The following is a 25,802-nucleotide window of genomic DNA, read 5'->3' as shown; positions in this document are numbered from 1 at the left end:
TTTTAATAAAGTTGGTATGAATACTGCCATGCTAGTGTTTTTGCGGCTGAAGGATATTTTTTAGTTAAGGCATATGGCATCCATACGCCAGAATATTCCGTATTATTTAAATCAAGTTTTAAATAGTCATCAACATTCAAAATTTGATTTCTCAGCATAGGAATTAGCTCGATGGCCAGCGTTACAATGCGGTGTTTATTACCTTTTCCATTCCATACTTGAATACATTTATAATCAAAATCAAAATCAATATCTTTCACCCTTAATTGCGCCGCTTCCATCACTCTTAAACCACTTACATACATAAGAGCTGCAATTAAATAATAGCGCTTATTTAAATGAGCCATCAACATTTTAACTTTCTCAGGGGTCATCACGACAGGGAGCTTTGCTTGTTTTTTACTACGGGCAAAATTTAAATTTAATGAAAGTTCGTTTTTTATTATGTGCTTGTATAAAAATGACAATGAATTGAGTGCAGTCGCTTGCGTACGTGGTGCAACGTTTTGCTTTAACACTAAATGTTCTAAGTAGCGCTCGACTTCATTGTCTCCCATTGAGGCGGGATGGCGTTTATTATGAAAATGGATATAAGATGCAATCCATCTTAGGTAAGTATCTACGGTGCGTAATGAATACTGACGTACCAACATATAATCGGCTATATAATTTAAAAATGGAGAACGTGTTTTCATATTATCACCAATAATAGTGCTGTTTTTATATACAGTATATTTGTACTGCTCCCATATTCAAGAAAATGAGCGACGAGCGCATTTTCTCTTTTATTAATAGTTTGAGTGCTAATAAAAAATTATATATAGCAATGTATTAAGTTATTTGTTAAAAAAGAATTATTGAATACATGAGCGTGACATTGGCAGATATATGCGCGATGAGCGCACTATAAAATTGTTAGGCTACATATTTCGACCACCGCACTCCGAGGATAAACATGACTGAAAAGCAGTTCGAAAAATTAAAATACTACGTGATTTCAATTACCATATTATTCGTCGTTGGACATCTGTTGTGGGAACATTTGAATGGTGGAATATTGAGCCACCACTTGATGCACCATCCTGATTATCCTTCAATATCAAACTGGTGGGGATTATTAATCCTCCCATTTTTGGCTTGGCTTTCTACAGTACGGATAGAGAAGCGTGTAACTCTCCAACCTAATGACGCGCCAGTAAGGGCAAAGACTTTACGAGTCGTGCGCGTTGGTTTTTTTGGCATGCTGATTTTAAGTTTTGTGCAGTCATTCAGCTTTAGTGTCGGCTACGAAAACGTTGCAATTTACTTGTCTTTAGGTTTGGTAGTAGTCGGTTTATTCCTGCCTATATACAGAGCAGAGTGTATTTTTGGTTATGTGTTTGGCTCAATAGTTTTTACTGGAGCAATAATACCGCTCATAGGTATATTGGTAATGACGGGGATTTCATGGTTTTCTCACGTATGTATAAAGCCATTAGTTTTTCGAGTTGTTAGGGCGCAACCGCAGTAGTCTAGCCTAACAATCCGCGTCATTCGGGGCCTTCGGCCCCTGCGACGCTCACAAGTTCGCGCGCATGCGCGGGGCGTTAGTTTCCTGTCGAGGTTTCGTGAAAAAATTTGCTCTTGCTATATCAATTTTGGCCTTAGTTGTTTTCTATTTTATTCCAAAAGAACATAGTGAAATTGAAAAGTTTAGCGATAAAAATGATAGAACACCAAGTCCTCTTTTTATATTTTTACGTGAAAGTCAGTTGACGATTGAATCAAAATAGGAACTCGGCTATGGTTAATGCATCAATAAAAATAAATTTAAAACGAGTTAATCTACAGGCTCGTTATATTTCATGGAGGATTTAGGTGGATTTCCCAGAGTTAGAAACATCTCGTTTAATGCTTACCAAGCTATCAGTGGATGATAGCCCTGCATTATTAAATATTTTTTCAGATAAAGACGTTATCAAATTTTATGATATAGACGTTTATGATTCTGAAGAGCAATCGTTAAAATTAATTGAATTCTTCAATTCTCGCTTCACTGAGGCTATTGGCATTCGGTGGGCTATTCGTATAAAAGACACTGGTCAGTTAATTGGCACCTGCGGCTTTAATTCATGGAACCAAAAGATGAAGAATGCTGGTATAGGTTACGAGTTATCTTCTAAGTATTGGGGGTACGGCTATGCCACAGAAGCTTTATACAAAATCATTGATTCAGCCTTTTTAAATCAACAAATAAACTAGACACCCACCCTAATTTTTGCTGTTTGGTGAACTAAGTACTAGGCTTTGTTTAGTGCAAAAAAAAGCAGGGTGTCTTATGGCAATCGCAAGAAAACGTCAAATAAGTTTGGTTGATACAAAGTACTACCACTGTATATCACGGTGCGTTCGGCGTGCTTTTTTGTGCGGTGAAGACCATTTTACTGGTCAATCTTACGAGCACCGCAGAGGCTGGGTTGAAGACAAACTGCTTGAGTTAGCCAAGGTGTTTTGTATTGACGTCTGTGCTTATGCTGTTATGAGCAATCATACGCACTTAGTACTGTACGTTGATGATAAAAAAGCGAATAGGCTGAATGATAAAGCGATTATTATTCGCTGGCATAAACTCTGCAAAGGCACTGTACTTACGCAAAAATACATACAAGGTGAAAAGCTAAGTAAAGTTGAACTTATCTTTTTTAATCAAACAGTAAAGAAATATCGAGAGCGTCTATCAAGTATTAGTTGGTTTATGCGGTTGTTAAATGAAGACATTGCGCGCAGGGCAAATAAAGAAGATAACTGCACTGGCAGGTTTTGGGAGGGACGTTTTAGTTCACAAGCATTATTGGATGAAGCTGCATTGGCGGCCTGCATGGCGTATGTAGATTTAAACCCCATCAGAGCCAAAATGGCAAAAACACCTGAAGAATCAGACCATACCAGTGCTCAAGTACGGCTAATATGCGCAAAAGAAGGCAAGCAACCAAAACAACTCCAGCGCTTTGCAGGCATGCCACGTCAAATCATGCCAAAAGGGCTACCGTTTGAGCTTAAATCGTACCTTGAACTTGTTGAGTTAACAGGGCGTTGTATACGAGAGGACAAACGAGGGTATATTGAAAGTACACACTTACCCTTACTCGAAAGAGTCAATATTTCCTCTGAAAACTGGTTAAAACTCACCACACAATTTACACGCGTATTTCACGGCGCAGTAGGCAGGCCGACCTCACAAGCAAGTTATTGTGAAAACTTAAGCAGAAAACGGCGAGCTAATATAAGTAATTGTGAAAAGCTATTAGCATAAACCTTAAATTACTCAGTAGAAAAGTTAAAACTGCATCATGCAGCGTATTTTCATGCGCCTAATTTAGGCTTAAGAGTACAAATAGCTTATTTACTGGATGAAATGAAAGTAACGCATTAGTAAAAGATAAATTTTTAGCTGAAAAAGTAAATTTAATAGCACAGTTTTATTTGTTTAATTAGAGTGGCTGTCTAGTTTAGTCGTCAGTCGCCCGACGTTCGCAAGCTCTCGCGGTTTATGTGAGCGTTAGTTTTCTTATGATGATTCGTTTTATATTTTTAAGTTTGTTTATGATTGCAGGGACAACTATGGCTTCTAATGAAATAGGAGCACCTGAAGGAGTTTCGGCTGAAGATTGGGAAGCCATGCTTCAGCAAAGGTTTGAAAGTGAACTCAAAGCGAATCCTCCTTTACCTCCTTGGGAAAAATTCCCTGAATATGAACCTAGCAATATATTTTGGCGAATGGGAGCAGGTGAAGAGTATCTAATCGATTATTTTGGCGTTTATTTAAAGTACGCAAGTAAAGACGATATTCAAGCATATAAATTGAAATACCCCGCTCCTAAAATTTGGGAAAATTGGTATAACGAAAACTAACAAGTTAATTAAACAGTGGACGCAAAACAGCAGGCTTGCGCTCATGCTTCGCTTAGTTTAGCCTGCTATTTTTCGCCGTTTATTAAGGCGTTATGTGTTTCAGGAGTATGGTGTTTTCAATGGATAATGGTGACGTAAAAATGGTAGAAGCTAAAATAGAGTTAGAACGTATTTCTGAGCTTCAAAAATATAAAGAAGAATTTGATAAGCTTGGTTCAAATGATTGGGGGCTTAAAGATTTTCTTTCTATTATTGCGCCATTTGGCTTGCTTCTACTTGCAAATAGTTTCTTTACAATCGAGAGTGAGTTATTTCAAATAATGTGCGTTATTTTCATTGCCTCATCTTTTGTTCAAGGCATGGTTACCGCTGAAAGTAAAAAGACAAACCGCAGAATTGATTTACTGCTTAAAATCATCAAACAAGAACAGAGTAAAAAAACATAACAAGCTAATTAATAAGGACAAAAAACAGTTGGCTGTTTTCGTTCCTCAACATTTTAGCCAACAATTTTTTGCCCATTATTAGGGCGTTATATGCCTAGGAGTTACATTGTCAGTTATCGCAGATACACCAAAACCTCCATACTTTGCTGTAATTTTCACTTCCACACGCACTGAAGGTGATAATGGGTACGGGAAGATGGCAAATAGAATGGTTGAATTAGCAGAACAACAGCCAGGTTTTTTGGGAGTGGAATCAGCAAGAGAAGATGTTGGTATAACAGTTTCTTATTGGGCAGATCTCGATTCAATTAAAAATTGGAAAGCTAACTCAGAGCACTTAGAAGCTCAAAAAACTGGACGTAAATTTTGGTACGAATCTTTCAAAGTTCGTATTTCAAAAGTAGAACGAGATTACGGCATATAACAACACGCCCTGAGGTGGACAGCAAGCGCTAAAGCTCACTTTCCACCGCAAATTTTAACAGCGGTGATCCCTTACTTTTCAAGAATTAGAATGACACCCATCCTAATTGTTACGAAAAAAGTCAACAAAAACAGTATGAAGAGTGCGTTGTTATAAATAATGCATCACGTAAAAAGCTGAGTAATGTAGACAAGATGGAAATTAAAATAGACGTCCAAATAGGACGACAACAGCTGTTTATTAAAGAATGGCAAACAACTTGGCTGTATAGAGCTTGCTTTCCTTTAAATAAAAAGCGCAATATTACCGGCAACAAGGGCATGAATAAATTGACCTTACGAGGTCAAACGAAAGTGAATACGCAATGGCAACTGTATTGCGTAGTTCATAATATAGAAAAACTGTAAAACGCGATGCATTAAAGAGAAGCAATCCCTTTTAAGCCAAAATAAAGCCACTGAAACACCCGTAACTCCTTCCAAAACGCGACTAAAACCCACACTAAACACTTTTTAATATTCTGCGTAAAAACACAGTAATCAATTGAACCAAAATAGGAACTTAGCTATGGTTTGTTTATCGATAAAAACAAATAAAAAAACGAGTTAATCTACAGGCTCGTTATATCAAAAAAAGGGTTTAGGTAATTTTAATCACTGTAAAAAAGGAAAGATAGGATGTCAAAACAACAAATGGAAAAAACTATATTAGGTATTCATAGTAATATAGCAGGAGATAATGAGGGATTTACTGGAGGTCATGCATGGATTTCAGTTACTAGAAGTGGAACCACTACTGTTTATGGACTGTAGCCTGATGAACACCCTAGGACTCTAGATAATGGCGATGGAACTGATATCAGAGTTGGATTGGAAGGAACTAAATTCCCAAGAGCCAGTAGATTTTATACTCTAAATATGGCTCAGAAGATTAAGCTTGATAAAGGCTTGAAGGCTATTGTTGTCTGGAGGTACACAAACACCTGTGCCTCATGGGCATCTGAACTATTAGATGATGTAACTGGTGTTGCCATTGATGCTGATGATTGGAGTGGATTTGAAACACCAAGGGAGTTAGGAAAACATATTCTAGAACTTGAAAAACGAAAAGGTCCATCTTCAAGAGTTTCTCCAGCTACACCAGAAATGAGAGGAACAAGTTGGTGAATAAATTTATACAAATTTTAATCGTATGTATTATATTTTCAATTTCAGGCTGTACAGAGGGAAAAACTAAAATGGATTATAAAATTTCTGATATTTCTGATATCACTTATAAGATTACTGATAAAGAAGTTGAGTTGAGCTACACACCTTTAATGGAAAGCTTATATTACTCTCCTGGTGTTGATCTTTTAGAAGATAATGGCGAAATAGTTATTCATATTAGAAGATGTAACATTAACTCTAAGTGTGAAGTTGATGCTCAGGCAGAGCAAGGAAGCTCTAACAAAGTTAAATTCGAGTTAAAGCAAAACTATTTAGCCTCACAAATATATTTAAATGAAAAAAACAATACTAACAGTTTAGCTGCATTAGCTCGGAATTAAGCTGTTTTGATATAATCGGGTAGCCGGAGGTCTCTAACCTCCAGCCCCCACACCACCCATCATGCGCTTTCTATTAGTAGTAAGTGCAATGGGCGGTTCATCTCCCGTAATGAATATTGATCCAAATATCTCTCAATGATACTAAACCTTGTGAAGCTAAATAGTCATTGCCTAGCGCAATGTTAATTCCTTTTGTTTTTGAGCTTCTACAAGGGCCTTTACAGTGGAATTAAATTAGACACCCACTCTAACTCGTTTACGTGTAGCACTTGCTCATTTAGGTCTTTCTAAAAAACAGGATAAAAATATAGAGCGCGCATACTGCGAATACCCAAGTGTAAAATATTTAATAATAACGGCTCAATAGTCAGTTTTTAAAGGTATTAAAAGCCGAGCTTAGTAAAATAAGCTCGGCTTTTTTGTGTCAGGTTGTTTGTGATTAGGGTGTGTTTATCTATATTTTTTCTATTTTTATCAGTGTTTAGGTTTTTCATAAGATTTATTTTACTTATTTTTTCATGATGGCACTTTCATTAAGAAGGAAAGGTAAATGAAACTAAACAAACTAATAATCCCCCTATTTTTATCAGTAAATAGCGCTGTGCTTTATGCTAATCAAAATGCCAGTGAGCTAATTGAACCCATTATGGTAACTATTCCTGCTGGTAGTTTTCAAATGGGTAACACCGAAGAAGAAGATGCTCAACCTATTCATAAAGTGACACTAACTGAGTTTAGTTTAGGGAAATATGAAGTAACCGTAAGAGAGTTTCGACAGTTTGTTGAAGAAACTGATTATGAAATGCCAACCAAGTGCATTCATCAGTTAAATGGTTGGTTTAATTATGGAGAAACCAATGGTTCATGGGAGAACAACTCCCTCAATACCAGTGATTTTCAACCAGTAAATTGCATTGGTTGGCTCGCAGCCAACGCGTATACTCAGTGGTTAGCAAAAAAAACTGGCCGTCCTTATCGTTTGCCGAGTGAAGCAGAGTGGGAATATGCGGCGAAGGCTGGTACAACTAGTAAGTATTACTTTGGTGACGATCTTGAACAAGCCTTAGTTTGTGAATACGAAAACACCGCCGACTTAACCGGTGAGAATATTTTACAACGGGACTCGAGTACGAGTTATGTCAATTTTTTTAATGGCAAATCGAACTGTGTTGATCACGCGGCTTATGCAAGTATCGTTGGAATGTACAAACCTAATCCCTTTGGATTACACGATATCGTTAGTAATGTGGTTGAGTTCATTACTGATTGTTATAAAGATAATTATAAAAACGCGCACAATGATGGTCAGGCTTGGATAGATAATGATTGTAAATATAGGGTAGCACGAGGAGGTAGTTGGCATTGGAATACTTTTCCCGTAAGCCAGAGGGGCGTTGTGGGTGAGGACTTTGTAGGGGCAGTAGAGGGGTTTCGAATTGCACTAGATGGAGCTGCTCCAGCTATATCTAGCAACACTGTAAAATTTATCAAAGCACTCAAAACAGCTCAACGCAGCGAACAATTAAGACGTGATGCTGTTTTACCTTACCCTGCCACTGTAACAAACTTAAAACTAGATAAAGAAGCGGGTATTATTACCTTAAAGTGGGATAAAAGTTCTCAAAGTGATATTGAAAGTTATCGAATCTATAGAAATGCAGCTACTGGCGGTGTGTTTAAACTATTGGCTGCAAATATAATTGAAACTACATTTAAAGATGCCAATATAGATAACCATCAATATGAATATACTGTTGTTGCGGTAAGGCATAATCAACAAGGTGATTACAGTAATGTCGTAAAAACGCCGACATCATGGGTGCATGCACCTGGCAGAGTGGAAGCAGAATCTGCCATTAAGTTTAGTAACGCTAGCATCGGAAGAACCTCTGATATTGATGGTAAATTTAATTTAACTGGAGGGGAGGGAATTAGTGATAATGCGATAATAAACTATCAGCTTAAAGTCGCACACTCAGGAAATTATAACCTTAGCTACCGTGTAGCGGCTCCTAGAGATACAAAAGGTTTTGCAGTTGTAATCAATGGTAAGGAATTAGCAGTAGAAAAAATAACGAGTACAGGTGGTTATAAAAAATGGCAAACACAAAGAGGATCCACTTATTTTTATCTGAAACAAGGTGAAAATAAGCTGACCCTAAAATCACTTGATAAAAACTGGAAATTAAATTGGGTAAGCTTTAACCCACATTAGTTTCTGTAAAGTATAAAATAAGAGACCGTGGTATTGCTGTCTCTTACTATTTTAAATCCAGTTTTGGATAACATTATAAATTTAATGCTAACAGTTTTTTTTCATTATTACGTCGCCAGTAGTCAGTCCCTTTTTTATCAATATATTGAGAATAAAAATCATAATTATCTTGCATACTTTGGGAGCTACAAATTAGTAACGCCATATCTAAGCTGAGATAAAGGTCACCCGCCAACTCAGCTTGCTCAAAAGTACGCTGTGCATGAGTTGTAAATGCATCATCATTTTTCAGTGCTTGAGCTAACAATGTTTTTAAGTAGGAGTTCTTGGCATTATCCGTAGTAATATCATTAATAAGATTTTGTGCTTCTGCCAGATTATTTTGATTTATATAATATTCCATCAATTGCTGACGACTGCTTTGTGCAGCCCAAAAATTAGGTGTTAATGTAGCAAGCTCTAGTACTTGTTTTAAATGAGGCTCTTTATCTTGTAGGCTTTTAGCAAAAATAGCATAGTGATACGGCACTATAGCAAAGTGATAGTTAGGCATTTGATAATCCTTCATTTTATTTTCTGCTTGTTGTAAATAAAGGTATTTATCATCCTCTTGCTGATGCTTATGGGCTAATACAGATAGATAAGTTAAGGCGCTTAGCTCTCGTCGTTTATCTTGTGCATCAAAAGCTAATTGCACTGAATTAAGTAGGCTTTGTTTAATTGCTTGGTAATTGCCTTGGTTATGGTCTATCCAAGATTGCGTAAACCACGCGTCTGCTTGTCTGTGCAAATCATTAATATTTTGATACTGCTTAATAGCATTACTGAGCTTATATTTACTTAAATCAAATAGCTCTTTACGGATTAATACCTCACTTTGAAAGAGCAAAGCATTGCCTACATGGTGTGTCTTATTTTGTGAAATAGCTATTTTTTCTAGTTTATTTGCCATCACCATCGCTTTATCAAGTTCTCCCATCATTATATAAGTATTAGCTAGATGGCCAAGGATAATGAGATCATGTGGTGCTTGCTGATGAGCAATGGATAAATTTGCTTGCTTGAGTTCGAGTGTTTGGGCTTTATTAAGCAATTCTAAAATAACTGGCTGCTGTAAATGTTGTTGTAACTGATTTAAAGCGGCTTGTTGACTTACTCCAGATAATTGCCCTTGCCAATCTGCAAATGGGCCTTTTAATATAAAATCAATATATGTCAAATTATGATGTGTGCGAATAGTGCCAGATAAAATCAATGGGTGTTCTTTTGCTAAAAGTGGGTATTCAAACTCCGCTGAAACCTGAAAATGCGCCGTATTTAGTTGAGGTAATTCGGTAAAGCTAAAGAGTTCAGTATCATTGAGCTTAAAGGTTTCCGTCCCTCGTTGATTGCTTATTGCTATATAAGAAATATTAATAACTGAGCTCTCATCTGTTTGAGGTTGGTCAGTATTGTTATTAATGATAGTAAATACAAGAAGGGCAATACCGCTAAGTGCAATGGTTATCCAATGGTTTCGGCTTTTTGGTTTTGATAAAGTATTTTCATGCTGCAGTGGTTTATTTTGACTGATGTTGCAGTGTGCCTCAACATCAGAATGTTTAGAATCAATTTGGAGTTGCCACTGATAACCTCGTTTTGAAAAGGTTTTAATTGCGTGGTTACCCAACAGCCTCCTTAGATTGCTAATACTTTGAAAAACGGCTTGTTCCGATACAACTTTATTTTTCCAGACATGAGATAAAATATCTTCTTTACTAAAGACATGATTCGAATGCTCTAGTAATAGTTTTAGTACTTTGGCTTCATTGTGTCGAATGGCTAAGTCATCACCATTTTTTTTTAGTACACAGCTTGTACTATCAAATTCAAAATTATTAAATTTATAACGCATTGTTTTTATAAGAATGGATCATTTGGTTATTTATTTCACTCATCTTAACTTATTAGCTGATAAAGAGTATAAGTTTGTTAATCATATATTAAAAATACTATGGCCCTGTATCCTGTGCAGCTAAAGGGGGCAATCCATGCTTGTCGCAAATAATTGTGGGTCCAGTGGGTGAGGGCAACGCAATCCCCGATTGAGGATTGGTTGCTATGAAACTATAAACTCCCCCTCACTTTTGTGCTTTTTGAAGTAATATCTAAAACCAAAATGTCTGCCGATTTATGTTTGCTTTTGAGTAAGATTATATTGTCACTTACTGCGGTTATTTGATCACAAAATTTCGCACAAAACTCTTCGGTTTTACTACTTAAATTTTGTACACCTAACTCGTAATCGTAATCGTAATAGTTTATTAATGGCTTGCCATTTTGTGTGTATTGATAATAAAAACCATTTTTTTCGGGATATATTTGAGTAAATAAATAGGGGCTTTTGAGTAAAGTGTTATCTGAATCATGGCGTATGACTTGACCTTTTACAAAGCTCAGTAGTTCGTCTTTATGGTTTAAAAAGAATGTATCATGCGCTCGTTTTATTTTTAATGTCGTTCTTTCATCAGTTGTAAGATTAAACTTTACTAGTTCATCATTGTGAGTTTTTTTATCAACATACAATATAGCGTCAGATTTGTTGTACCAAACTATAGGCTCACCAATAATCATGTTTAACCATTTTATCGAGAATCGGTTTGACTCCAACTCAATAATAAACGGTTTGTTATTTACACTGCTCGCTATACGCTTTCCTGACCAGTGCCAAACTGGTTTGGTTAAAGCAAATTCTTGCTTTGAATTTTCGAATAATATTCGTTCTTTGTCTGTCTCAATATGTTTGGCAAAAACCTGAGGATAGCCATTTTTTATTGATACATAGGCTATGTGTTTTTCATCGGGTGAAAGCGCTGCAGCTTTATCAATTGTATTTGAGTTTATTATTTTTTGGGGAGGTGAAAGCTGTTTTAATTTACTCAGTAAAATGTCTTGATCTGACTTGGCTTCAATAAAGTACATTTTATCTTTAATAATTTGCGGATAAACTAAAAAGTTATAGCTTTTGTAGTTAAGCGTTGTGAGGTCACCATTTAATGAGAGTTGCTTTAATTCACTGCCATTACTAAGTAATAAAGATTTATTGTTTTCAAACCAAGTTAAGAAGTACCAGTTATGATCTATTTGTCCGATTGAGACAACATCATTACTATCTAAGTTTAACAACTTTACTTCTGATAATGCTTGTTTATTAAAACCGACTAACGCTAATTGTGTTTGAGTCGGAGACAAAGCAAGTTTATAAGGTTTAAAGTAGTCATTTGGTTTAAGTAATTTTTCAGTTTGTCCTGACTCCAAATTATGCCGATATAAACTAACGTTTCGGCTATGCTCCGAACTGTTTTGATTGGCCAAATAATAAAGTTGTTGGCGCTTATCTATAAAAAATAAACTATTCCAAGTTATATCGCTACGCGAAAAAAGTAGCTCTTCACTTACTACTTTTAATTGTGCGTCGAGTAGCAAGCGATTAAATGAAATACCTTTCTCATCTTGGCATGAATACACCAAGGCATTTTTGTGAGAATCCCATGCAAGGTAGGTATATGCGTTTAAAGTATCCTTTAAGGGCCAGCTTGAGCCAGTTACTAGATCTTTAATTAATATTTTTCTCTTGTTTGGTTGATTGGTATTTTGAATATACGCCATAAATCGTCCATCAGGACTGATTTGCATATAGCGCTCTTGTTCATTGCTTGCCGTTATTGGTTTTAGGTTTAACAAAGAAACCTGTTTACTTGTATCTGATAAACTAAAAAACACGCTAATTAGGATGAAAACAGGAATGAGGAGTAAAGATAATTTTAAATACTTTATAAGGGGGCTTTTGTTTGATAATGCATTTGCTTTTTTTTCTGGAAAGCGAACTTCGGAGTCTAGGCTGTAGCCTCGTTTAGGATGTGTTTTGATAATGCGTTTGTCATCATCAGATAACGCTTGCCTTAACAAGGCTATATTTCTACGAACTGAGTTTGGACTGTAAATTGCTTGAGGCCAAACAATTTCAAAAAGCGTTTCAGCTGCAATAACTCTTTTGGGGTTTTGTGCCAACGTCTTCAAAAGCGCCATTACTTTTGGTTCAATTACCTGAGATTTCTCTTCATATATAACCTCACCGGTTTTGATATTAATTAAAAAATCATCAATATAAAATTTATTTGGTAGTTCGTTTACGCTCAAACCTTTCCCATCCCACTGTTATTAATAGATATATACCCCTTAAGCTTTTCTTAACGTTTTCTTAATTACTAATTCATCGCTTTCTCTTGGTAACAACAGTTAAAAAGGAATCGAAAGGTCAGCGCTATATTAATAAATAAACTACAAAAGGAATACATAATGAAGCGATATTTAGTAACACTATTATTTTTAATAACAATTATCTGCAATCAAGCGCTAGCAGCAGATAAGCTAAACTACAATAAGCTAGCTAATGAGTTTATATCTGTTTTAAACAGCAAAGATTTAAAACAGGTCGAAGATTTTATTGTAAAAAACTTTTCGCCTGATGCACTTTCTCGTTGGGATAATACAGGAAAAGATCGTTATGTTGGTTATTCGATGAACGTAGCACTTTTTCATGGATCATTAAGCCTACTTTCAACAGAGCTTGATACTTCCAATAACCGCATACAGCACATTAGTAAAGTGCATTCAAAAAATACCGACATGCAGTACGAAATGGTTATTGATTTTAACGAAGAACAAGCCGTTACGGGCTGGTTTGTTGGAGAAACCCCCAAAAGCCTTGATATAATTTCTTTAACTGAGCCACAATTAGTTAATGAGGTAAAAAATTATAGCAATCTACTTGCTAAAAATGGCATTTTTTCAGGAACAATATTGCTTGCCAAAGGTAACAAAGTTTTATTTACTAAAGCGCATGGCTTAGCCTCTCGACGCTATGACGTTAAAAATAATTTAGATACTAAATTTCAAATAGGTTCGATGAATAAGATGTTTACTAGCGTCGCTATTTTGCAACTTGTTGAAGCAGGAAAAGTATTGCTTGATGATCCGATTACTAAGTTCATTGATAAAACCCTGTTAGGTAAGGGAGACTTTGATAAAATCCATATTCACCACTTACTGAGTCATACATCAGGTATTAGTAATATAGCTGGGGTTGACGAAATACAGTATAAAGTACGTTCACTTGAAGATATTCAACATTTATACAGCTCCATTGAAACAACGTTTAAACCAGGCTCTCAATGGCGATATAGTAATACAGGTATGTTATTACTTGGTCAGGTGATTGAATCTGTTACTAAGGAAAGTTATTTTACATACATTGATAAAAACATCTATCAGAAAGCTAATATGCAACATAGTGGTAGTTTTGATTTGGATGTACCTATTAGGAATACTGCGCGTAACTATTGGTTTTCAGTTGAAACTGGAGAAATTACTGAAAACTTAATGTTTCAATCAGTTAAAGGGGGTCCTGCTGGAGGTGGGTATTCTACGGTAGGCGATTTACATAAGTTCGCTTTAGCAATGCAAAATGGAACTTTAATTAGTCGTAAACTTTCCCAAGAAGCTCTTACTTCGAAGCCCGAACTTGGTGCAGAAAACTGGGGGTATGGATTTTCAGTGAGAGGCGCTGATAATAACAAAATAGTGGGTCATAATGGTGCTCATTTAGGTATGACAGCCAGACTAAATATGTATCAAGACAAAGGCTACATTTTAGTAGTATTAGGTAACTTTCAATCTTCAGCATGGCCTGTTGTGGCAAAAGTAGATCAATTGATAGAGCGTTTGTAATAAATAGCTTCTAAGAAAATAAGTTGGCGGGATTGGCTCTTTCTCCAGTCCCTTTTTAAAATATTAGCAGGTGCCTGCTGCAAATTTAACCTCGAAAGATAAACAGGCCCTAGCGTGATTTTTTTAACGTTAAATAGACCCCATATATAAGCAGATTGGTATAATTGAACAGATTCGACCTCTCTGTATTTTTTTTCTGGTAGTATAGGCAGGTTATAAGCAGTTTAAGCAGTGAACACACTATGTTAAGTCCTTTTTTTCAGCAGCACGCTGATTACGTTTCTATTTCTCGTGAGCAAGGTTGTCGATTCGCTAAATGCGTAGCTGATGATTTTAATCCACTTCATGACAAAGATGCCAAAAAGTTTTGCGCGCCAGGAGACTTACTTTTTTCATTGGTACTAGATCGCTATGGTATTAGTGAACAAATGGAATTTACCTTTGCCGGTATGGTTGATGAAAACACCAAGCTACATTTTCCTGAGGGAGCAGATGAGTTTGATGTAACCAATGGCGAAAAAGTTATTTTAAAGGTAAAGCGCAAAGGTAAAACCAGCCAATGCCCAACATTGACTAATAGCCTAATAAAAAATTATGTAGAGTTTTCGGGTACTACCTTTCCGCATGTGATTATTCCGTTAATGGGCAAGCAAGAGGTAATGATTAACCCTGCACGTCCGATGATCATTTACGAATCGATGCTTATTAACCTTGATAATCTTGATATTACAGCGCCAGTACTTGAGTTTGCAGAGCCTAGTTTTGAGTACGCCGGTAAGCGCGGGAAAATTACACTACGTTTTAATCTGTTAGAAAACGGCGTTAAAGTAGGGTGTGGTGAAAAGCATATGGTGGTTTCGGGTATACGCGAATACTGCCAAGCAACGGTTGACAATTTAATAGCGTTTTACAACGAGCGAAAAACAACGCTAAAACCAGCTTAAAATTAAAGCAAATTATAGTAGGCGTTAAATACAGCTGTATTTAACGCCTTTTTTATTGGTTAATTTACGCAGTGCGTTAATATGCGTACAATAGCGCTCTTTGTTATTTTAAAGCTAAGCCTATGTCTGCCACTACGTTCTCATCACTTAATCTCGACCCGTTATTATTAACAGCGATTGAGCAAAATAATTACACTCAACCTACCGCAATTCAGATTAAAACTATTCCGCCTATTTTAGCGGGAAGTGATGTAATGGGCAGCGCGCAAACAGGTACGGGTAAAACCGCCGCGTTTGTTTTACCCTTGCTACATAAGCTTTTAAATACCCCCAAAAAAGATGAGTCAGGATTTGCCCGCGTTGTAATTTTAACGCCAACGCGAGAGCTTGCTCAGCAAGTATTTGCCAGCTTTGAAAAATACGCACAAGGCACTAATATCAATGGTGCTTTGGCGTATGGTGGCGTAAGTATTGGCCCACAAATAAAAGCGCTTAAAACAGCACAAGTTATCGTGGCCACACCAGGGCGTCTGCTCGATCATATAGTTAAAGGCAGCGTTGTACTTTCAAGTGTAGATTCGCTCGTATTTGATGAAGCAGACCGTATGCTTGATATGGGCTTTATTGATGAAATTAGACGTATATTGCGTCATATTCCAGGTGATCGCCAAACTTTACTCTTTTCAGCTACGTTTGATGACAGCGTATTTGAACTCAGTAAAAAACTACTTAAAAACCCAGAGCTAATTGAAGTTGATAAGCGCAACTCAGCAGCGGTTGAGGTAGAGCAAGTTATTTACGCTGTAGATGAAGATCGTAAGCGTGAACTTGTATCGCACATGATTGGCATGAAAAACTGGCGCCAAGTACTTATTTTTACTCGCACAAAACAAATGGCCGACCAACTCGCTAAAGAAATGTGTAAAGACGGTTTAAAAACCGAATCAATACATGGTGATAAATCGCAAGGCGCACGCGACCGCGCACTACAAAACTTTAAAGAAGGCGTTACTCGTGTACTTGTTGCTACTGATGTAGCTGCACGTGGTTTAGATATTTCTACACTTAGATACGTCATTAACTTTGAGCTGCCATACATAGCAGAAGACTATGTGCATCGTATTGGCCGTACCGGTCGAGCGGGCGAACAAGGCCTTGCTATGTCACTAGTAAGTCTTGATGAGCAATGGTTGCTAGAAGAAATTGAAGTGCTATTAGATACGCGTTTAACTCCACAGTGGTTAGAAGGCTACGAGCCTGATCCAAATAAAAAGCCAAAAGATAATCGTAAAAATACTAATAAGTCGCGAAAAGATCGTGATAAAAAACGCATTACAGGTAAAAGAGAGCCAAGTAGACGCCGTAAGTAATAGCTTTTGCTCTATTTTTTTGCCTATACTGGAGCTAATACATAGCCGAGGTAACGTAATGTTTGAAACTGATCAATGGGCATTTTCAGGTGTTGATGGCAAAATATCATTACACAAATGGCAAAAAATAATCGACCTTATCACGGGGCTTTTTTCAGCCCCGTCTGGTTATATAGTTCAGGCTACAAGTAAAGGCTATCGTGTTGTAATAAAAAGTAATGAAGGCGGCTCTCATTTTGAGACAAACCCTATACTCTCTCCTCATACCCCTCTTTTTTGTAAATACGTAGTCCAAAGTAATAATATTGTTTACGTCAATGCTGCAAGTAAGAGCGAAGCGTGGAACACCCTACCAGAAGTAGTTGAAGACGGTGTTGAATCCTACTTAGGTTTACCTATTCATTGGCCACAAGGCCAAATATTTGGCACCTTGTGTTTAAAAGATACTAAAAAAACAAGCTATACCGATGAATATTTTGAACTGATAGAGCAGCTACGTGACTTAATTGAAGACGATTTAGCACTTATAAATAGCTTTGAGCAAATGCGCGAAGTAGCCATGCTGGATGCACTGACTAATATTTATAATCGCCGGGCCCTGATTTTGCTAGCTCAGCAAAAACTTAATTTAGCATTTCGTTTAGGCTTTGATGTGTGTTGCTTATTTATTGATGTAAACGACTTTAAAAAATTAAACGACACATGCGGACATGAAGTGGGCGACAAAGCTTTAATTATATTAGCAGTTACATTAAAGGCACATTTACGAGATGCCGATATAGTTGGTCGTTTAGGTGGCGATGAATTTGTTGCTGTAATGCAAGTAAATGATAAAAATAAACTCAACGGTATTACTAATAAAATTTCGACTGAATATTCAAAAGCCTTGGTTAAAAGCGACATTTGTGATTTATCGCTAAGCATTGGTTATAGTTTTACCGAATCCAAAAAACAATCGTTTGAAACCTTACTTAATAGTGCTGATCAAGCAATGTATAAAAATAAACTTAGCAAAAAACGAGATAAGTGATGAAAAACGAAGGCAGTTGGAGTGTATTTTTTATTAAAAGAGACTCTTTGTTGATTGAGTAAATGTAAGTATATGGCATAAGTAGTTACCTAACTCTTTAGCTTGCCTAGCTCGCCCCTCGACTAATACGCCTTAGCCGGAGGACTTATAAACGTGAACTTTTACAGTTTAAAACTATACTTAATTCATCGCTAATAAAAAGGTAGTTTGATGAAAGGTATTATTTTCACTGAATTTCTAGAAATGGTTGAAAGTCACTTTTCTGTAGAAGTGGCCGACCAAATAATAGAGCAAAATGATCTCGACTCTAAAGGTGCTTATACGAGTGTTGGTAATTACGATAAACAAGAGCTTATAAAGCTAATCACATCACTTAGTGAATGCGTTAACCTGCCAGTTGGCGTACTGCTTAAAGAATATGGAAAATACCTTTTAAGCCATTTTTTAATTTACTACCCGCAGTTTTTTCAAGACCTAACTACAACATTTGATTTTTTAGATACCATCGACAGGCATGTGCATGTTGAGGTTAAAAAGTTATATCGTGATGCCGATTTACCAAGCTTTCAAACTAAGCGTTTGAGCAGTACTAAAATGCAAATGTTTTATCACTCAAGTAATCCATTTGCGCTTTTAGCTGAGGGGTTAATTGAAGGGGCTGCTAATTATTTTGGTGAAAATATACACGTAAACAGTGATATCAGTGAAAATCATCAAGTAGCTACTTTTAATTTAACGTTGGTAGATTAAGTATGGATGTAGCACTTTTACAAAGACGGTTTGAGAGAGAGCGGCTTGCGCGAAAAGAAGCTGAAAAGCTATTAGAAGCCAAATCATTACAACTTTACGAAGCCAATGAAGTGCTCAAAGGAGCGGCTGAAAACTTAGAGCAAGAGGTTGCTAATAGAACCCATGCCCTCAAACTTGCGAAACAAGATGCAGAAGCTGCAAATAATGCTAAATCAGACTTTTTGGCAAATATGAGTCATGAGATTCGTACCCCGATGAATGCAATAATTGGCATGGCTTATCTTGCTTTAGATACCGGGCTTTCTGATAAGCAACGCGACTATGTTGAAAAAATTCACTATTCGGCAGAGTCTTTATTAGGGATCATTAATGATATTTTAGACTTTTCAAAGGTCGAAGCGGGTAAAATAGAGCTAGAACAAAAAGAATTCAATTTTAATATCTTTCTAGAAAATCTTGTCAATATTATTAGCACGCTAGCATCACAAAGAAAAATTGAAGTGCTGTTTGATATTGACCCCTTACTGCCTGACTTTTTTATTGGTGATGCATTAAGGCTTAATCAAGTGCTGTTAAATTTGCTTAATAATGCACTGAAGTTCTCAACCCGCGGTAAAGTTGTATTAGCTGTAAAGTTAGCGCAAAAGGTAGACAATTTTTGCAGTGTCACTTTTTCTGTTTTAGATAATGGCATTGGAATGAGCCAAGCACAAGTAGATTCACTATTTAAACCTTTTACTCAGGCTGACGTGTCTACTACACGAAAGTTTGGTGGAACTGGGCTTGGCTTGGTAATAAGTAAAACATTGGTAGAACTAATGCAGGGAAATGTTTTAGTAAACAGTAAGCTGAATAAAGGAAGTTGTTTTAGTTTTACTATTCCACTTAGCTATTCGACTAAGAAAAGTGAGTTTGAAATATCACATGTTAGAGCTAAGCAGGCCCTTGTTATCGAAAGTTCAGACAGTACGTTAGCATCATTACAAACACTGCTTATTGGATTTGAAGTTAAGGTTGATATTGCAAATAATATCAACCAAGTGCTAGACCGGTTAAGCGCCTTACATGATTACGATTTTATTTTTATAGATTGGCGTACTTTAAATTTAAATAATGACGGGGCTGCGCAGTCTCTTCGTAATGAACTCAAATTAAATGCGAAAAAGCTAATCGTAGTAGCACCTTGTGAAAATAAAGCACTCAACGAAAGCCTACTAGGGTTTGCTGATAACACTTATAAAGTACTTATTAAACCAATTATTAAAAGCACATTATACAATGTACTTTTACAAATTATGCATATAAAAACACTTAATAAACCAGAATCACAAGAGAGCTCAGATACACAAAATGCATTACAAAAGCTTCAAGGTATTCATATTTTATTGGTTGAAGACAATCCGCTCAATCAGCAAGTAGCAACACAAATACTTCGCAAAAAAGGCTTAATCGTTGATGTTGCCAATGATGGTATTGAGGCATTAGAAGCGCTAAAAAATAAAACCTATGATGGGGTGTTAATGGATTGCCAGATGCCCCGAATGGATGGTTACACAGCAGCCAAAGAAATAAAAAAACAAGCAAAGTTTAAAAATTTACCCATTATTGCAATGACTGCTAATACAAGAGAAACCGATTTACTAAAGGCGAAAGATTGCGGTATGAATGGCTATATTTCAAAGCCTATTAAAGTTGAAAGTATGTTTGAAGTAATAGCAAAATGGGTGTGTATTTAATCTTTTGTGTAGTAGTGTGATTACCAAGGGATTCTGTCGGTCTAATTACCGAGCGACTTTGCCGTAGTGACCTTAGCAAGTAATACCTATTTGGGCAATCTGATCGAAACAAAAATAAACGAAACACAGATCAATAATTGTCTTATTCGAAGGTATCTACCACTGCTAAAGCACTCGTTCGTATGATTTAGGAATTTGTATCAAGAGCGCAACAAGCGTCCGTGTCAGAATTCGGAGCTGCTATTTTTTTCAACACCTTGATTGTTTCCATGTGACTAGACTCCATCTAAGCAATCCCTTATTCTTGAGTTTCTTTTACTAAACAAGCATTTAAATAAGGACATTGAATGACCAAGTATTTCTGCACGATTTTTTTTATTGTCACGGCTTTCTTTAGTGCGTATGCGGATTCATTTAAAGAAAATGCTGTTGAGCGGCATTTACCTTTTCAAAAAATACCAATTCCATCTTCTGTGTTAAATGAAACCGTTGATATCTATGTTCAATTGCCTTTCAAGTATGAAAGTGAATTCAATCAAAACTATCGTTATCCTGTTCTTTACACTTTAGATGCACCTGTAGGGTTGCCTCTTGTATCAGGCGTTCTTGCCCCGCTGAATGGATACAATAGCGCCCCTCAAATGATCATCGTTGGGATCTCTACTTCTAACAGAGGCAGAGATTTTACACCAACATCTGATCCAAATTACGAAGAGCATAGCGGCGGGGCAGATAAGTATTTAACGTTTATTGAACAAGACGTTATCCCATACATCGAGAAACATTATCGGACAGAAAAATTTAGAATACTCTCTGGGCATTCATACGGCGGGCTGCTTGTGTCACATAGTTTTCATAAAAGGCCAAACTTGTTCCAAGCGCACTTTGCCAATAGTCCCTCTGTGTTCTGGGAGAGCGGAAAAACCGTTAGCGATCTCATTAAGTTCGTAAAAACGAATCCCATGCACAAAAATTTTCTATACATGAATATAGGGAATGAAGGTAACCCAGAATCAGATTCCCCAGAAGGTGTTCAGATGCTCTCAGGGATTCAAAAGATAGAGAGAGAACTTGCGAATTTAAATACACCGAACCTGCGTTACAAATTTGAATACTTTCGAGAAGAGCCTCATCAGAATACACCGATTTACGGGACAATTGGGGCACTCAGAGGTTTGTACCCTCAGTGGTCTATTCCATATGAAACATCAGTTGAAGGCTACGAAAGTGTCCTAGCGCACTTCAAAAAGCTATCAACCCTATATGGGTATCAAATTGAACCAAAATCCTGGCAAATGTATGATGAAGGCATAGGACAACTCTCCTACTTAGAAAATCCTGCTGAAGCAATTAAGTATTTTAGCTACAACATCAGTCAGGAGCCATCTGAATATAGCTCTAGGCTTCATATCGTTGACGCCTTTGTAAAACTTGGTAAAAAACAAGAAGCGTTAAAACATTTAAACATTTTGTTGCGCAGAGATGATTTAAGTGATGAGGAACGTCAACAATTGACCGAGAAAAAGTCGAATGTAAATTTGATGTAAGTTTAACAACGAGCGAACTTGATCTACCAATTGGTGTAACTCGGAAGTAAAGTTGAAGCTAAACTTATTGGTACTCTTAATTTTCCACCGCTATCGCGCAGTGCCAAAGATATAGAAAGTTCCAAAACCCTATTTTACGGTTTTATTGAAAATGGATGTATTGCCGCAGTTATAGAGATTACTTTAAAAGATAAGTATTTAGAGATCGACAGTTTAACTGTTGACCCAAGTTATTTTAGGAAAGGCATTGCAAGCAAATTACTTAGTTACGTTCTTGGCTCATTCGAATATACAAAAGCCATTGTAGAAACGGCTGTAGCTAACGAGCCTGCAATAAAGTTGTACAAAAAGCATGGCTTTGTGGAGTTCAAACGGTGGACTCCATCTCATGGCATCGAAAAACTAGCTTTGTTCAAACCTAACAGATCAAGTTAGTACTTATTAAAATAAACGAAGCTAACTACTTGAACTGGCTTATTCTATGTCGCTTATTATTGTTGCCCGAACCCCGAGTCATGCTGTAGTGGTAATGGATGGTGCTAGTTGGCATCAAGAGTACTTGGATAAAGAATTTCCCAATATTAGTATTATTCATATTCCGCCTTATTCGCCAGAGTTAAATCCAATTGAGCAAGTATGGTCTTGGATGAGACAAAATGAAATTGCCAACCGTGCTTTCGTAAACTATGAAGATATTGAAGAAAAGTGCTCAATCGCTTGGAACAATTTTAGAAGTGATATTAATAGAGTCATTTCACTCTGTTCAAGATCATGGATTAATATGACCAACTAATAAATGGAATTGGTATTAGCCAATTTTTCTTCATAATGAGCTCTGCCATAACTTCACATTGATTTTTTAATTTAATCTTTTTCAACTTTTATAACAAAGTTAGCCGTAGTTAATCTTAGCGTGTTAAAATTTAGTTTTATGTTACTACTTTTTGAGGTGCCGATTGCCTACTGCTGATTATCAAGATGTATTGAATGAAATAACCCAAGAAGTAGCACCTTTACTATCACAAGGTAAAGTAGCTGATTATATACCAGCTCTTGCGGAGGTTGACCCTAAGCAATTTTCAATTGCTATATACACTACTGAAGGTGACACTATTTGTGCTGGTGATTGCACGCAACGTTTTACTATTCAATCGGTTTCTAAAGTGATGACTCTCACTATGGCGCTGCAACGCTATGGTGATGAGCTTTGGCACCGAGTAGGAAAAGAACCATCAGGCACCGCATTTAACTCGCTTACACAGCTTGAATTCGAAAAAGGGATACCACGTAACCCTTTCATTAATGCAGGCGCAATTGTAACGTGTGACGCGTTATATAGTCGTTTATCTGCCCCGATGCACTCTATGCTTGAAACGTTTAGATTGTTAGCAGATAACCGAGGTATTGTGATCGATAAAAAAGTAGCTAATTCAGAGTATGAGTTTAGGCATCGTAATGCGGCTATGGCGCATTTAATGAAATCGTTTGGTAACTTTGAAAATGAAGTTGATGATGTTTTATGGTCTTACTTTAATTTTTGTTCTATTGAGCTCAATTGTATTGAACTAGCTAAAGCTTATAATTTTTTAGCTAATAAAGGTGTAGATAATAGATCGGGTAATCGTGTTTTAAGTAGTCGTCAAAACAAGCAGTTAAACTCGCTTTTATTTACCAGCGGTTTATACGATGCAGCAGGTGATTTTGGTTACAGAGTGGGTATGCCTGGTAAATCAGGTGTATCGGGGACTATTTTAGCGGTATTACCAAATAAGTTTACTGTGGCGGTTTATTCTCCGGGGCTTAATTCATTTGGTAATTCAGTGGCAGGGATAGCAGCACTTGAGCTGCTATCCAAAAAGCTTGATATTTCTATTTTTTAGATCCTATCAGGGAGTAATAATTGCTCCCTCAGTGATTTACTGTTCCCAATAAACCTGCTCTAAACAATCCTCACGCTCAGGTAAGCCGCGAGATAAACGAGGTGAATGCTGAACTAATACTTCATAGCTTGCTCGGTTAGCATATTTACTAATTTGCGATAGTGATGAATAAGTAATAGCTTGTTGCTGATGTTTAGCTGAGTTTGCTACGTTAAGTTTATGATAAACATTCGCTGATAAATCATGCAATACAGCAGCTAGAGCGCAATCGCCTGCACCATTGGTGTTTTTGATTGAATCAGGTCCACCCATGAAGGGGGCTGTATGGCTGTATGCTCTGATTGGTTCAGCGCATTCATCTTTACGCATAGCTCGTGAGAATTCGTAACGGTTAAAGTCAGGGATTGCACCTGGTAATAACGGGTATTCGGTTTCACGTTTTAAACTGTCATCAACGTAGCCGGCCATAAACAAGCCTTTTTCGCCTGCCGTACAAATAACTAAGTCTACCCAATCAAGTGCTTTGTCAGCGGCTAAAAGAGGGTCTTCAAAGCCTGTAATTGCTAGGCCTTCTTCTTCGTTCATAGCAAGTATATCAACATGCTGTTCAACAAAGTTTGCCCACCAAGCAGGGTCTTGTTCAATTAAGAACTTGGTACCGAGTGTTAATACAACGGGCACGCCTGCATCATTAGCGTATTTAACCGCTTGCAGAGTGGCTTCAGTCATTGTTTCACTGCCTTGAGTACGCATCAGGTAAGCACTGATCACTAGCGCAGATGAGTTTTCAATAAGTTCTTTATCGATTGACTCAGGACGTAAGTGATTCATTAGACCTGCACTTATTGCGAAGGTACGTTCACCGGTTTCATCAATTAACGTAAAGCAGCGGCCAATAGGTCCGTCAACCGGTTGAAGGTAGTCTAAATCTACACGGCTTGAGGTGTTACATAAAAAACGATAGGCGTAGCTACCTATTTTTATGTTTTCGCTCATTACGCCTAACAGAACTGAGCGATCATCTGCAAGTACAGAGTAGTTGTGCATAGTGTTACCAATAGTGCCACCTGCAAACTCGTAATCAACCATGTCGTTTAATTTTAAACGATCGTATAAAGCGTTTGTTATATCGCTATCAATAACTTGCGACATACCTCTGCGCAATTGAAACTCGTCAAGGAAAGCCTGATCAACTTTAGCCTCTATATCAACAACGATTTGATCGATACCCGTAATATAACTACGTTGTAATCGCTCAGTTGCGTTAAGTTGATTGGTAAGTGGATCTTTGGCTTCCACTGGAAAATAATGTTTATGCCTGCGGCGTCCAGGAAATTTCATTTGCTACCCGTGTTGTGAGCTAAATAAAAAAAGCGTGAGATTATAGCGTAAATCAGCACGAGTGAGCCATTACAAACGGGTAAATATTGTTTTATTTTTGCAATAAACTAATCAATAACGCACTTTTAAGCGCTAACTAGGTATAATTACAGCATAAAAAGTTATTTAAGTAGAAATTATGAACGAGCCATTTGACGATTCTTATTGGATGGAACAAGCACTTTTGTATGCTAAACAAGCAGAACAGCTTAATGAAATACCAGTAGGTGCAATTGTAGTGAAAGATAACCAACTAGTTTCAGCTGGCTATAACCGTTCAATAACGGATAACGATCCCTCAGCGCATGCCGAAATGATTGCAATACGTGAAGCTGGAAAAGTATTAAATAATTACCGCTTGATTGATTGTACGTTGTACGTGACGCTAGAGCCTTGCTCCATGTGTGCGGGATTGTTAGTTCATAGTCGAATAAAGCGTTTAGTTTTTGGTGCTGCGGATGCAAAAACAGGATCTGCAGGCTCTATAATGAATTTGCTGCAAGAGCCTAGATTGAATCATCAAGTAGATGTGTGTGGTGGCGTTTTAAGTGAGCAGTGTGGGAATGCTATTTCGGATTTTTTTAAATCTAGAAGGGCACAAATTAAAGCAGCTAAAAAAGCTGCTCGTGATGCTGCTGACTTTAATTAGTCTCTGTCTTAATTTCTAGCTCTGCCATTTCTTGCACTGCAAACATACGTCTGCGCCAGATTATTTTCTTATGAAGTTTACGTAACATAACACGACGACGTGTGGCGGTAGAGTAAATTACATTACGTTTTAATTTTTGTGTGCGTCTACGTTTTAGCATGTGTTCTCCTAATGCAAGAGTGAGAAAGGCACAATATATACTCAAATCACCTTAAGATGCAG

At 37.0% G+C, this 25,802-nt stretch carries 27 protein-coding genes and 1 pseudogene; 23 read left to right on the top strand and 5 right to left on the bottom strand.

What is annotated here, in order from left to right; translation table 11 throughout:
- Nucleotides 1-2: 2 nt before the first annotated feature.
- Nucleotides 3-695 (bottom strand): phage integrase N-terminal SAM-like domain-containing protein, encoded by a 693-nt coding sequence (locus ACJJVZ_RS16295; RefSeq protein ID WP_405621681.1) that lies wholly within the window; start codon nucleotides 693-695, stop codon nucleotides 3-5.
- A gap of 260 nt (nucleotides 696-955) precedes the next feature.
- Between ACJJVZ_RS16295 and ACJJVZ_RS16290 the strand changes: the two genes are divergently transcribed.
- The 12 genes from ACJJVZ_RS16290 (at nucleotide 956) to ACJJVZ_RS16235 (ending at nucleotide 8,525) form a co-directional block, all read left to right on the top strand.
- Nucleotides 956-1,510 carry a hypothetical protein gene (locus ACJJVZ_RS16290; protein ID WP_405601939.1) on the top strand — a complete coding sequence of 185 codons (555 nt, stop codon included), beginning with the start codon at nucleotides 956-958 and terminating at the stop codon, nucleotides 1,508-1,510.
- A 97-nt stretch (nucleotides 1,511-1,607) separates the two neighbouring features.
- Nucleotides 1,608-1,772, top strand: a complete 165-nt coding sequence (locus ACJJVZ_RS16285) for a hypothetical protein (protein ID WP_405621678.1) — start codon at nucleotides 1,608-1,610, stop codon at nucleotides 1,770-1,772.
- Nucleotides 1,773-1,857: 85 nt separating this feature from the next.
- Nucleotides 1,858-2,241 carry a GNAT family N-acetyltransferase gene (locus ACJJVZ_RS16280; protein ID WP_405599351.1) on the top strand — a complete coding sequence of 128 codons (384 nt, stop codon included), beginning with the start codon at nucleotides 1,858-1,860 and terminating at the stop codon, nucleotides 2,239-2,241.
- 76 nt (nucleotides 2,242-2,317) lie between these two features.
- Nucleotides 2,318-3,292, top strand: coding sequence for a transposase (locus ACJJVZ_RS16275; protein WP_405599353.1), 975 nt, complete (start codon nucleotides 2,318-2,320; stop codon nucleotides 3,290-3,292).
- Between the two features lie 257 nt (nucleotides 3,293-3,549).
- The gene (locus ACJJVZ_RS16270; RefSeq protein WP_405599355.1) at nucleotides 3,550-3,891 is read left to right on the top strand and encodes a hypothetical protein; all 342 of its coding nucleotides are present in this window, start codon (nucleotides 3,550-3,552) and stop codon (nucleotides 3,889-3,891) included.
- Nucleotides 3,892-4,010: 119 nt separating this feature from the next.
- On the top strand, nucleotides 4,011-4,337 hold the full coding sequence (locus tag ACJJVZ_RS16265; RefSeq protein WP_405599357.1) for a hypothetical protein: 327 nt from the start codon (nucleotides 4,011-4,013) through the stop codon (nucleotides 4,335-4,337).
- 106 nt (nucleotides 4,338-4,443) lie between these two features.
- Nucleotides 4,444-4,761 (top strand): antibiotic biosynthesis monooxygenase, encoded by a 318-nt coding sequence (locus tag ACJJVZ_RS16260; RefSeq protein ID WP_182701555.1) that lies wholly within the window; start codon nucleotides 4,444-4,446, stop codon nucleotides 4,759-4,761.
- 194 nt (nucleotides 4,762-4,955) lie between these two features.
- Nucleotides 4,956-5,168, top strand: coding sequence for a transposase (locus tag ACJJVZ_RS16255; RefSeq protein WP_404936263.1), 213 nt, complete (start codon nucleotides 4,956-4,958; stop codon nucleotides 5,166-5,168).
- Between the two features lie 270 nt (nucleotides 5,169-5,438).
- A complete protein-coding gene (locus ACJJVZ_RS16250; protein ID WP_259365771.1) occupies nucleotides 5,439-5,573 on the top strand; it encodes a hypothetical protein in 135 nt (44 codons plus the stop codon).
- 57 nt (nucleotides 5,574-5,630) lie between these two features.
- On the top strand, nucleotides 5,631-5,927 hold the full coding sequence (locus ACJJVZ_RS16245) for a hypothetical protein (protein WP_182197579.1): 297 nt from the start codon (nucleotides 5,631-5,633) through the stop codon (nucleotides 5,925-5,927).
- Nucleotides 5,924-6,310 (top strand): hypothetical protein, encoded by a 387-nt coding sequence (locus tag ACJJVZ_RS16240; RefSeq protein ID WP_138586803.1) that lies wholly within the window; start codon nucleotides 5,924-5,926, stop codon nucleotides 6,308-6,310. The genes ACJJVZ_RS16245 and ACJJVZ_RS16240 overlap by 4 nt, the downstream gene beginning before the upstream one ends.
- 550 nt (nucleotides 6,311-6,860) lie before the next feature.
- Complete coding sequence (locus tag ACJJVZ_RS16235; protein ID WP_405599360.1) at nucleotides 6,861-8,525, top strand: SUMF1/EgtB/PvdO family nonheme iron enzyme; 1,665 nt, start codon at nucleotides 6,861-6,863, stop codon at nucleotides 8,523-8,525.
- A 73-nt stretch (nucleotides 8,526-8,598) separates the two neighbouring features.
- Here ACJJVZ_RS16235 and ACJJVZ_RS16230 read toward each other — a convergent pair whose 3' ends face one another.
- Together ACJJVZ_RS16230 and ACJJVZ_RS16225 are read right to left on the bottom strand one after the other, a co-directional pair.
- Nucleotides 8,599-10,419 carry a transcriptional regulator gene (locus ACJJVZ_RS16230; protein ID WP_405599362.1) on the bottom strand — a complete coding sequence of 607 codons (1,821 nt, stop codon included), beginning with the start codon at nucleotides 10,417-10,419 and terminating at the stop codon, nucleotides 8,599-8,601.
- Between the two features lie 212 nt (nucleotides 10,420-10,631).
- Entirely contained in the window at nucleotides 10,632-12,704 is a 2,073-nt protein-coding gene (locus ACJJVZ_RS16225; protein WP_405599364.1) for a winged helix-turn-helix domain-containing protein, read from the bottom strand.
- A 159-nt stretch (nucleotides 12,705-12,863) separates the two neighbouring features.
- On the opposite strand from ACJJVZ_RS16225, the gene ACJJVZ_RS16220 reads away from it, so the two are divergent.
- From ACJJVZ_RS16220 to glsB, 10 genes and pseudogenes are all read left to right on the top strand, one after another.
- Nucleotides 12,864-14,294 carry a serine hydrolase domain-containing protein gene (locus tag ACJJVZ_RS16220; protein WP_405599367.1) on the top strand — a complete coding sequence of 477 codons (1,431 nt, stop codon included), beginning with the start codon at nucleotides 12,864-12,866 and terminating at the stop codon, nucleotides 14,292-14,294.
- Nucleotides 14,295-14,536: 242 nt separating this feature from the next.
- Nucleotides 14,537-15,238: a DUF3581 domain-containing protein gene (locus ACJJVZ_RS16215; RefSeq protein ID WP_182197588.1), complete on the top strand. Its 702-nt coding sequence runs from the start codon at nucleotides 14,537-14,539 to the stop codon at nucleotides 15,236-15,238.
- 122 nt (nucleotides 15,239-15,360) lie between these two features.
- On the top strand, nucleotides 15,361-16,608 hold the full coding sequence (locus ACJJVZ_RS16210; protein ID WP_405599369.1) for a DEAD/DEAH box helicase: 1,248 nt from the start codon (nucleotides 15,361-15,363) through the stop codon (nucleotides 16,606-16,608).
- A 58-nt stretch (nucleotides 16,609-16,666) separates the two neighbouring features.
- Nucleotides 16,667-17,638, top strand: coding sequence for a sensor domain-containing diguanylate cyclase (locus ACJJVZ_RS16205; RefSeq protein ID WP_273048009.1), 972 nt, complete (start codon nucleotides 16,667-16,669; stop codon nucleotides 17,636-17,638).
- Between the two features lie 210 nt (nucleotides 17,639-17,848).
- Nucleotides 17,849-18,388 (top strand): heme NO-binding domain-containing protein, encoded by a 540-nt coding sequence (locus ACJJVZ_RS16200; protein ID WP_405599372.1) that lies wholly within the window; start codon nucleotides 17,849-17,851, stop codon nucleotides 18,386-18,388.
- Between the two features lie 2 nt (nucleotides 18,389-18,390).
- Complete coding sequence (locus ACJJVZ_RS16195; protein ID WP_405599374.1) at nucleotides 18,391-20,124, top strand: response regulator; 1,734 nt, start codon at nucleotides 18,391-18,393, stop codon at nucleotides 20,122-20,124.
- A 347-nt stretch (nucleotides 20,125-20,471) separates the two neighbouring features.
- On the top strand, nucleotides 20,472-21,671 hold the full coding sequence (locus tag ACJJVZ_RS16190) for an alpha/beta hydrolase-fold protein (protein ID WP_405599375.1): 1,200 nt from the start codon (nucleotides 20,472-20,474) through the stop codon (nucleotides 21,669-21,671).
- Nucleotides 21,672-21,719: 48 nt separating this feature from the next.
- Nucleotides 21,720-22,106: pseudogene (locus ACJJVZ_RS16185) on the top strand (GNAT family N-acetyltransferase); the annotation flags it as partial.
- Nucleotides 22,107-22,140: 34 nt separating this feature from the next.
- Nucleotides 22,141-22,464 carry a transposase gene (locus ACJJVZ_RS16180; RefSeq protein ID WP_405621686.1) on the top strand — a complete coding sequence of 108 codons (324 nt, stop codon included), beginning with the start codon at nucleotides 22,141-22,143 and terminating at the stop codon, nucleotides 22,462-22,464.
- 163 nt (nucleotides 22,465-22,627) lie between these two features.
- The gene (gene glsB / locus ACJJVZ_RS16175) at nucleotides 22,628-23,551 is read left to right on the top strand and encodes a glutaminase B (RefSeq protein ID WP_405601938.1); all 924 of its coding nucleotides are present in this window, start codon (nucleotides 22,628-22,630) and stop codon (nucleotides 23,549-23,551) included.
- A 36-nt stretch (nucleotides 23,552-23,587) separates the two neighbouring features.
- Here glsB and ACJJVZ_RS16170 read toward each other — a convergent pair whose 3' ends face one another.
- On the bottom strand, nucleotides 23,588-24,892 hold the full coding sequence (locus ACJJVZ_RS16170; protein WP_405601936.1) for an inosine/guanosine kinase: 1,305 nt from the start codon (nucleotides 24,890-24,892) through the stop codon (nucleotides 23,588-23,590).
- 178 nt (nucleotides 24,893-25,070) lie between these two features.
- Between ACJJVZ_RS16170 and tadA the strand changes: the two genes are divergently transcribed.
- A complete protein-coding gene (gene tadA, locus ACJJVZ_RS16165) occupies nucleotides 25,071-25,580 on the top strand; it encodes a tRNA adenosine(34) deaminase TadA (protein ID WP_077537071.1) in 510 nt (169 codons plus the stop codon).
- Here tadA and ACJJVZ_RS16160 read toward each other — a convergent pair.
- Nucleotides 25,573-25,740: a hypothetical protein gene (locus ACJJVZ_RS16160; protein ID WP_167368314.1), complete on the bottom strand. Its 168-nt coding sequence runs from the start codon at nucleotides 25,738-25,740 to the stop codon at nucleotides 25,573-25,575. The two genes, tadA and ACJJVZ_RS16160, sit on opposite strands and share 8 nt — an antisense overlap.
- Nucleotides 25,741-25,802 lie beyond the last annotated feature (62 nt).

The organism is Pseudoalteromonas sp. Ld19 (assembly GCF_045064135.1).
In the GTDB taxonomy this organism is placed as follows: domain Bacteria; phylum Pseudomonadota; class Gammaproteobacteria; order Enterobacterales; family Alteromonadaceae; genus Pseudoalteromonas; species Pseudoalteromonas aliena.
This window is presented reverse-complemented; position numbering and strand designations above follow the sequence as displayed.